The 7,510-nt window shown below is 64.3% G+C and carries 6 protein-coding genes and 2 tRNA genes; all 8 read left to right on the forward strand.

The window, feature by feature from the left end:
• Positions 1-913 (forward strand): DHHA1 domain-containing protein (locus ACHWRX_RS16275; RefSeq protein WP_394659985.1); only part of this gene is annotated, 913 nt, incomplete at its 5' end.
• 91 nt (positions 914-1,004) lie between these two features.
• A tRNA-Glu gene (locus ACHWRX_RS16280) sits at positions 1,005-1,079 on the forward strand.
• A gap of 38 nt (positions 1,080-1,117) precedes the next feature.
• Positions 1,118-1,192, forward strand: a tRNA-Glu gene (locus ACHWRX_RS16285).
• Positions 1,193-1,453: 261 nt separating this feature from the next.
• Positions 1,454-2,338, forward strand: a complete 885-nt coding sequence (locus ACHWRX_RS16290) for a LysR family transcriptional regulator (protein ID WP_394659986.1) — start codon at positions 1,454-1,456, stop codon at positions 2,336-2,338.
• Between the two features lie 83 nt (positions 2,339-2,421).
• Positions 2,422-2,838: an NAD(P)H-dependent oxidoreductase subunit E gene (locus ACHWRX_RS16295; RefSeq protein ID WP_058737753.1), complete on the forward strand. Its 417-nt coding sequence runs from the start codon at positions 2,422-2,424 to the stop codon at positions 2,836-2,838.
• A complete protein-coding gene (locus ACHWRX_RS16300; protein WP_394659987.1) occupies positions 2,835-4,310 on the forward strand; it encodes an NADH-ubiquinone oxidoreductase-F iron-sulfur binding region domain-containing protein in 1,476 nt (491 codons plus the stop codon). The genes ACHWRX_RS16295 and ACHWRX_RS16300 overlap by 4 nt, the downstream gene beginning before the upstream one ends.
• Before the next feature lie 78 nt (positions 4,311-4,388).
• The gene (gene fdhF, locus ACHWRX_RS16305; protein WP_394659988.1) at positions 4,389-7,232 is read left to right on the forward strand and encodes a formate dehydrogenase subunit alpha; all 2,844 of its coding nucleotides are present in this window, start codon (positions 4,389-4,391) and stop codon (positions 7,230-7,232) included.
• Positions 7,233-7,255: 23 nt separating this feature from the next.
• On the forward strand, positions 7,256-7,504 hold the full coding sequence (locus ACHWRX_RS16310) for a formate dehydrogenase subunit delta (RefSeq protein ID WP_394659989.1): 249 nt from the start codon (positions 7,256-7,258) through the stop codon (positions 7,502-7,504).
• Positions 7,505-7,510: the final 6 nt, after the last annotated feature.

The following is a 7,510-nucleotide window of genomic DNA, read 5'->3' on the forward strand; positions in this document are numbered from 1 at the left end:
GCCGACGTGCAGCGATCTGGGCTTTGCGCTGGGCCCGCGCATCAACGCCGGCGGGCGTGTGGGCGAATCGACTCTCGGCGTGCGCCTCCTGACGACGCGCGACCCGGATGAGGCCCGCGACATCGCCACACAACTCTCGCGCCTGAACGATGAACGCCGCGCAATCGAGCAAGTGGTGCAGGAAGAGGCGGAGGCGCAAGTCGCCGCCCAGCACAACCGCGCCGTTCTCGTCCTGGCCGGGCGCGGCTGGCACCCCGGCGTGATCGGCATCGTTGCCGGGCGGATCAAGGAAAAGACCGGCAAGCCCGCGCTCGTCATCGCGCTTGGCGCGGAAGAGGAAGGGTCGGGCCACGGCAAGGGCTCCGGTCGGTCGATCAGCGGCGTCGACCTTGGCGCTGCGATCATCGCCGCGCGCGAGGAAGGGCTTCTCGTTGCCGGGGGCGGCCACGCCATGGCTGCCGGCTTGACGATCGATCCTGACAAGGTGGGTGCCTTCGGAGACTGGTTGGACGCCAAGCTGGGCAGAGACGTGGCGGCGGCGACCGAAAGCCGTTCCCTGCTGCTCGATCTGGCCTTATCCCCCGGCGGCCTGACGCCGCAGCTGGTAGACACTCTGGACGTCGCTGGCCCCTTCGGCATGGGCTGGCCCGGCCCCAAGGTCGCCGTTGGACCGGTGCGCCTGGTGAAAGTGGACATAGTCGGCACCGATCACGTCCGGCTGATTGCCAGCGGCCCCGACGGCGGACGGATCAAGGCGATCGCCTTTCGTTCCGCAGAAAGCGATCTGGGCCAGGCGCTGCTGCATGCCAGCCAGGGCCGACGCCTATGGCTGGCAGGCCGCGCCAAGATTGATGACTGGGGTGCTCGGCCCCAGGCGGAGCTTTTGCTGGACGACGCCGCGTGGGCAGATTGAGCCTGATCCGCAGACTATTGCAAAAAGGCGCTTGACCCCCCCGCGCTGCTTGCCTAGAGGCGCGGGCCTGCAAACGACGCAGCATGAGATTGGCCCCTTCGTCTAGCGGTTAGGACGCGGCCCTTTCACGGCTGAAACACGGGTTCGATTCCCGTAGGGGTCACCACTCTCGCGCGGCTTTTGCAGACCGGCACATGGCTACACGGCCCCTTCGTCTAGCGGTTAGGACGCGGCCCTCTCACGGCTGAAACACGAGTTCGATTCTCGTAGGGGTCACCATCCGCTCTTAATCTCTGGGCTTATCGGACAGGGCGTTGGCTTGATTGACTGCCTCGCTGATGTCGCCGGCCTCGTCATGATGATCACTGCAACGGTTGCCCCTCACGGGCATGATCGCTTCAACTCGCAGGTCGAGCCGTCGACATAATGCCGGCCCTCATATCGCCTAGCGTGATGCTGACGCGAAGCGCGACAAGTCTGTAGAATCGCACTAGGCCGCTTGCTTGCGCGCGCGGCGCGATCCAGCCTAATAACCGGCCAATGCAGTTCCGCTTCCTCGAATACTTCATCGCGCTGGCGGAAGAGCGGCATTTCGCCCGAGCGGCTGCGCGCTGTCATGTCACGCAGCCCACGCTATCGGCAGGTATCGCCAATCTGGAAACGCGGTTGGGCAAACGCCTGGTCCAGCGTGACCGTCGCTTTGTCGGGCTGACGGCGGAGGGTGAGGCCATCCTGTCCCACGCGCGCCGCCTGGTGGCTGGGCATGACGAAATGCGGCTGGCGGTGGATGCGGCAGGGTCCCTGCGCGGGGAGATGCGGCTGGGCTGTATTCCGGCCGCGATGCCGTATGTCGGGCGCTTCATGGGAGCGCTCGCGTCTGCGTTTCCGGACCTGCGGGTCGCGATCCGCCAATTGACGTCCGATCACATCGTGCGCGGATTGGCCGGGTTCGAACTGGACGCCGGGCTCACCTATCTAGACGCCGAACCGGCAGGCGGGATGATCGCCACGCCGCTTTATTCCGAGCGCTATTGCCTGGCCGTCCATCCCCGCAGTCTGCTTGCCGCTGCGGACGAGGTAACTCTGGCGCAGGCCGTGCGCGAGCCATTGTGCCTCCTGCACCAGGGCATGCAGAACCGGCGCATTCTGGATGCGCATCTGGCGCGGTTGAAGGTCCAGGCAACTCCCGTCGCGACTGCGGATTCCTATATCGCCCTGCTCTCGATCGTGGCGCGGGGTGGATTGAACAGCATCGTCACGGACAGCCACGCCGACTTCATCGCACCGGCCACCGGCGTGCGGCTGATTCCGATCAGCGACCTGCCGGAGAGTAACCGTGTCGGCCTGCTCGTCGGCGCACTAGAGCCGATGCCGCCTGTCGCCCGTGCCGCGCTGACGGTAGCGCACGGTTTGACTATCGCATGATAGATACGCCCTATCGACTATCGCCAACTTTGATTTGAGTTTCCGGCCAAGCGACCTCATGATGATCAGCAGTTGGAGGACCAATGGCTGAACTGAACGAGATTTTGCGCGCGCATGGTGGCCGGCAAGATGCCTTGCTACCGATCCTGCATGACGTACAAGCGGCGTTCGGCCACGTCTCGGAAGCGACGATCCGCGAAATCGCGCTGCACTTGAACCTCAGCCGCGCCGAGGTTTCGGGCGTCGTCAGCTTCTATCACGACTATCACCGCACGCCCGATCCGCGACCGGCGATCAAATTGTGTCGTGCCGAAAGCTGCCAATCGCGCGGCAGCGAGGCCCTGGCGATCGCGGCAGAAAAGGTCGCCGGCGCGCGGGTGCGGGTGGAGACTGTCTATTGCCTGGGGCTATGTTCGGTCGGACCGAACGCGATGATCGGTCATGAGGTTCACGCCCGCCTCGATAGCGGCAAAGTCGCCGCATTGATCGGGGCGCTATGATGCAAATCCGGATTTCAGATGACGCCCTGGCGATCGCCTGCGGGGCCGACGTGCTAGCTAGAGCCTTTGCTGAGCGCGGGCATGAGGTGGTGCGCACATCCAGTTGGGGCATGCACTGGCTTGAGCCTTTGGTGGAGATCGATGGCATAGGCTATGGCCCCGTCGTAGCGGCGCATGTCGATGCGATATTGAGCGGCACGGCCGATGCGCTGTGCATCGGCCGGATCGCCGATCATCCGTTCATCGCAAGCCAGACCCGGCTGACTTTCGCACGGGCTGGGATGACCCGTCCGACCAGCCTGGAGGATTACGCAGCAACCGGTGGCTGGGCCGGACTGGAACGCGCGCGGGCTTTGGGGACAGAAGCCGTCGTCGCCGAAGTTACCGCATCAGGCCTGCGCGGACGCGGCGGAGCGGGCTTCCCCGCCGGCATCAAGTGGAACACGGTGCGTGTTGCGCCGGGTTCGGAAAAGTACATCGTCTGCAACGCCGACGAGGGTGACAGCGGCACATTCGCCGATCGCATGGTGATGGAGGGCGATCCCTTCATGCTGATCGAGGGCATGGCCATCGCCGGTCTGGCTGTCGGGGCGGGCAAGGGCTTCATCTACATCCGTTCGGAATATCCGCACGCCATCGCCAAGATGCAGGCAGCGGTGCAGCTATCTTCTGCGATCGTCGCGCCGTTCGAGATCGAAGTGCGCGTGGGTGCCGGGGCCTATGTCTGTGGCGAAGAAACGTCGCTCCTCAACTCATTGGAGGGCAAGCGCGGAGAGGTTCGCGCCAAGCCGCCGCTGCCCGCGCATGAAGGGCTGTTCGGGTGCCCGACCGTCATCAACAACGTCCTGACGCTGGCGGCGGTACCCTTCGTATTGTCCCAAGGCGCGCAAGCCTACGCCGACTACGGCATGGGCCGCTCGCGCGGGACGATGCCGGTGCAGATCGCCGGCAATGTGAAACACGGCGGTTTGTACGAAACTGCATTCGGCATCACGCTGGGCGACATTGTCGAAAAGATCGGCGGCGGCACCGCGAGTGGCCGACCGATCCGCGCGGTGCAGGTCGGCGGGCCGCTGGGCGCGTACTTCCCCCCTGCCCTGTTCGACACGCCGTTCGATTACGAAGCCTTCACGGCGGTGGACGGCCTGATCGGCCATGGCGGAATCACCGTGTTCGATGACAGCGCCGACATGGCGAAGCAGGCACGCTTTGCGTTCGAGTTCTGCGCGGCGGAGAGCTGCGGCAAGTGCACGCCGTGCCGGATCGGATCAGTGCGCGGGCGAGAAACTCTGGACAAAGTTATCGCCGGGGAAGCCTCGGAAGCCAATCTGCAACTGGTTGCCGATCTGTGCGAGACGATGAAGTTCGGTTCGCTCTGTGCGCTGGGTGGGTTCACACCTTATCCCGTGATGAGCGCGATCACCCATTTCCCCGAGGATTTCGGCCTGCGCATGGCCGAAGCTGCGGAATGATTACCGTGCGCGGCATCGGCCGTGATCTTCGCGAACACACGAACCTGCCGGGCGATCCGGCACCGCTGGAGCAGCATCATGGGCTATGAACCCCAGGCCGATTTCGGCACCCCGGCGTCGGACGCCACCACCTCCGTCACGTTGAACATCGACGGTCGCGAAACGACCGTTCCGGCCGGCACCACGGTGATGCGCGCCGCGGCAGAGATGGGAACCTCGATCCCCAAGCTCTGCGCGACCGACAGTCTGAAGCAGTTCGGATCATGCCGGCTTTGTCTGGTGGAAATCGACGGTCGGCGCGGCACTCCCGCTTCGTGCACCACCCCGGTAGAGCCCGGCATGATCGTACGCACGCAGACCCCGACGCTGCACAAGTTGCGCAAGGGGGTGATGGAGCTCTACATCTCCGATCACCCGCTGGATTGCCTGACTTGCCCGGCCAATGGCGATTGCGAATTGCAGGACCAGGCGGGCGCAGTCGGCTTGCGTGAGGTGCGCTATGGCTATGCCGGCGAGAATCATCTGGAAAGCGCCAAGGATCAGTCCAACCCCTACTTCGATTTCGACCCAAGCAAGTGCATCGCATGCTCGCGCTGCGTTCGCGCGTGCGACGAGGTGCAAGGCACCCTGGCTCTGACGATGGACGGTCGCGGCTTCGCGTCCAAGATTTCGGCCGGCACCGCTGCCGATGATTTCCTCTCGTCGGAATGCGTCTCTTGCGGGGCCTGCGTGCAGGCTTGCCCGACATCCACTCTTCAAGAGCGCAAGGTGGCCGAGATCGGCACGCCGGATCGCAGCGTCGTCACCACATGCGCCTATTGCGGTGTCGGCTGCACCTTCCGCGCCGAGATGCGGGGCGAGCAACTGGTCCGGATGGTCCCGTGGAAGGACGGCAAGGCCAACCGTGGGCACAGCTGCGTCAAAGGACGCTTCGCGTGGGGCTATGCCAACCATCAGGAGCGCATCCTCAATCCGATGATCCGTGAGAGCATCGATCAGCCGTGGCGGGAAGTATCGTGGGAGGAGGCCTTCACCCATGCCGCCAGCGAGATCCGGCGCATCCAGGCCAAGTATGGGCGGGAGTCCGTCGGCGGCATCACCTCTAGCCGCTGCACCAACGAGGAGACCTTCCTCGTCCAGAAGCTGATCCGCGCCGGGTTCGGCAACAACAACGTCGATACGTGCGCGCGCGTCTGCCACTCGCCCACGGGCTATGGTTTGAAGACCACGTTCGGTACCAGCGCGGGCACGCAGGATTTCGACAGCGTGATGCAGGCCGACGTCATCCTGATCATCGGCGCCAACCCGACTGACGGCCACCCGGTGTTCGCCAGCAGGATGAAGCGCCGGCTGAGGCAGGGCGCAAAGCTGATCGTGATCGATCCGCGTCGCACAGACATCGTGCGCTCGCCCCACATCGAGGCGGCCCATCACCTGGCTCTGCGCCCCGGCACGAACGTAGCGGTGCTGACCGCCATGGCGCACGTCATCGTCACCGAAGGACTGGCAGCAGAAGCATTCGTGCGTGAGCGGTGCGATTGGGACGAGTACAGCCACTGGGCGGAATTCGTCTCGCAATCGCGCAACTCGCCCGAGGCGCTAGAGCCGGTCACGATGGTCAATCCGGCGGAGCTGCGCGAAGCGGCGCGTCTCTACGCGACCGGCGGGAACGCGGCGATCTACTACGGCCTTGGCGTCACCGAACATTCGCAAGGCTCGTCCACCGTTATGGCGATCGCCAACCTGGCGATGGCGACCGGCAACATCGGGCGCGAAGGCGTAGGCGTGAATCCGCTGCGTGGGCAGAACAACGTCCAGGGCGCTTGCGACATGGGCAGCTTCCCCCACGAACTGTCTGGCTATCGCCACGTCTCGGACGCCTCGGCGCGCGCTCTGTTCGAAAGCGAGTGGGGCGTGGCGATTGATTCGGAGCCGGGCCTACGCATCCCCAACATGCTCGACGCTGCGGTGGAGGGCACGTTCAAGGCCCTTTATGTGCAGGGCGAGGATATTCTCCAGTCCGATCCCAACACAAAGCATGTGTCGGCCGGTCTGGCGGCGATGGAGTGCGTGATCGTGCACGACTTGTTCCTGAACGAGACGGCAAATTACGCGCATATCTTCCTGCCGGGTTCGACCTTCCTCGAAAAGGACGGCACGTTCACCAATGCCGAGCGGCGCATCCAGCCCGTGCGCAAGGTGATGACGCCGATGAACGGTCTCGCCGATTGGGAGGTGACGCAAGGCCTCGCCAATGCCCTCGGCCTGGACTGGAATTACAGCCACCCCAGCCAGATCATGGACGAGATTGCGCGGCTGACACCCAGCTTCACCGGCGTCAGCTTTGAAAGGCTCGACGCGATGGGATCGATCCAATGGCCGGCCAACGAAGCCGCGCCTGACGGTACGCCTGTCATGCACATCGAAGGCTTCGTCCGCGGCAAGGGCAAGTTCGTCGTCACGGACTATATCCCGACCGACGAGAAGACCGGGCCACGCTTCCCGCTCTTGCTCACCACCGGCCGTATTCTGAGCCAGTACAATGTCGGGGCGCAGACGCGGCGCACCGATAACGTGGTGTGGCACGCGGAGGATGTGCTGGAAATACATCCGATCGATGCGGAAGACCGCGGCTTGCGCGATGGGGATTGGGCGCGGCTCGCCAGTCGCGCGGGTGAAACGACCCTTCGCATTCTGGTAACCGACCGCGTCGCGCCCGGCGTCGTCTATACCACCTTCCACCATCCGACGACGCAGGCCAACGTGATCACCACCGACTACTCCGATTGGGCAACGAACTGCCCGGAATACAAGGTGACGGCGGTACAGGTCGCGGCATCGAATGGACCAAGTGACTGGCAGGAGAGCTACGAAGCGCTTTCCCATCGCTCGCGCCGGATCGAAGCGGAGGCGGCGGAATGACGCCACGCGAACACCTCGTCCGCATGGCCAACCAGATCGCCGCCAACTTTGCCACCATGGGCGACGTCGATGCGGCCGCCGCCACGGCCGATCACATCGCAATGTTCTGGGATCCGCGCATGAAAGCGAGCGTCTTTGCGGATCTCACAGACTTGTCGCCCACAGCCGAACAAGCGATCATGCTCCTGCGGCAAGATCCGCACCCGTCGCACCAGACGCAAGCGACAGAATTTGTCGCCGCGAATGAAGTGGGCGCGTCCGACGCCGGCTGATTGATG

Origin of the sequence: uncultured Novosphingobium sp., from assembly GCF_964277725.1 — a bacterium.
GTDB classification, from domain to species: Bacteria; Pseudomonadota; Alphaproteobacteria; order Sphingomonadales; family Sphingomonadaceae; genus Novosphingobium; species Novosphingobium fluoreni.

What these genes read in the sequence shown, in the direction of transcription:
- ACHWRX_RS16290 (WP_394659986.1), top strand. Translation starts at nt 1,454, where the DNA reads ATGCAGTTCCGCTTCCTCGAATACTTCATCGCGCTGGCGGAAGAGCGG.
- ACHWRX_RS16295 (WP_058737753.1), top strand. Translation starts at nt 2,422, where the DNA reads ATGGCTGAACTGAACGAGATTTTGCGCGCGCATGGTGGCCGGCAAGAT.
- ACHWRX_RS16310 (WP_394659989.1), top strand. Translation starts at nt 7,256, where the DNA reads ATGGCCAACCAGATCGCCGCCAACTTTGCCACCATGGGCGACGTCGAT.
- ACHWRX_RS16300 (WP_394659987.1), top strand. Translation starts at nt 2,835, where the DNA reads ATGATGCAAATCCGGATTTCAGATGACGCCCTGGCGATCGCCTGCGGG.
- fdhF (WP_394659988.1), top strand. Translation starts at nt 4,389, where the DNA reads ATGGGCTATGAACCCCAGGCCGATTTCGGCACCCCGGCGTCGGACGCC.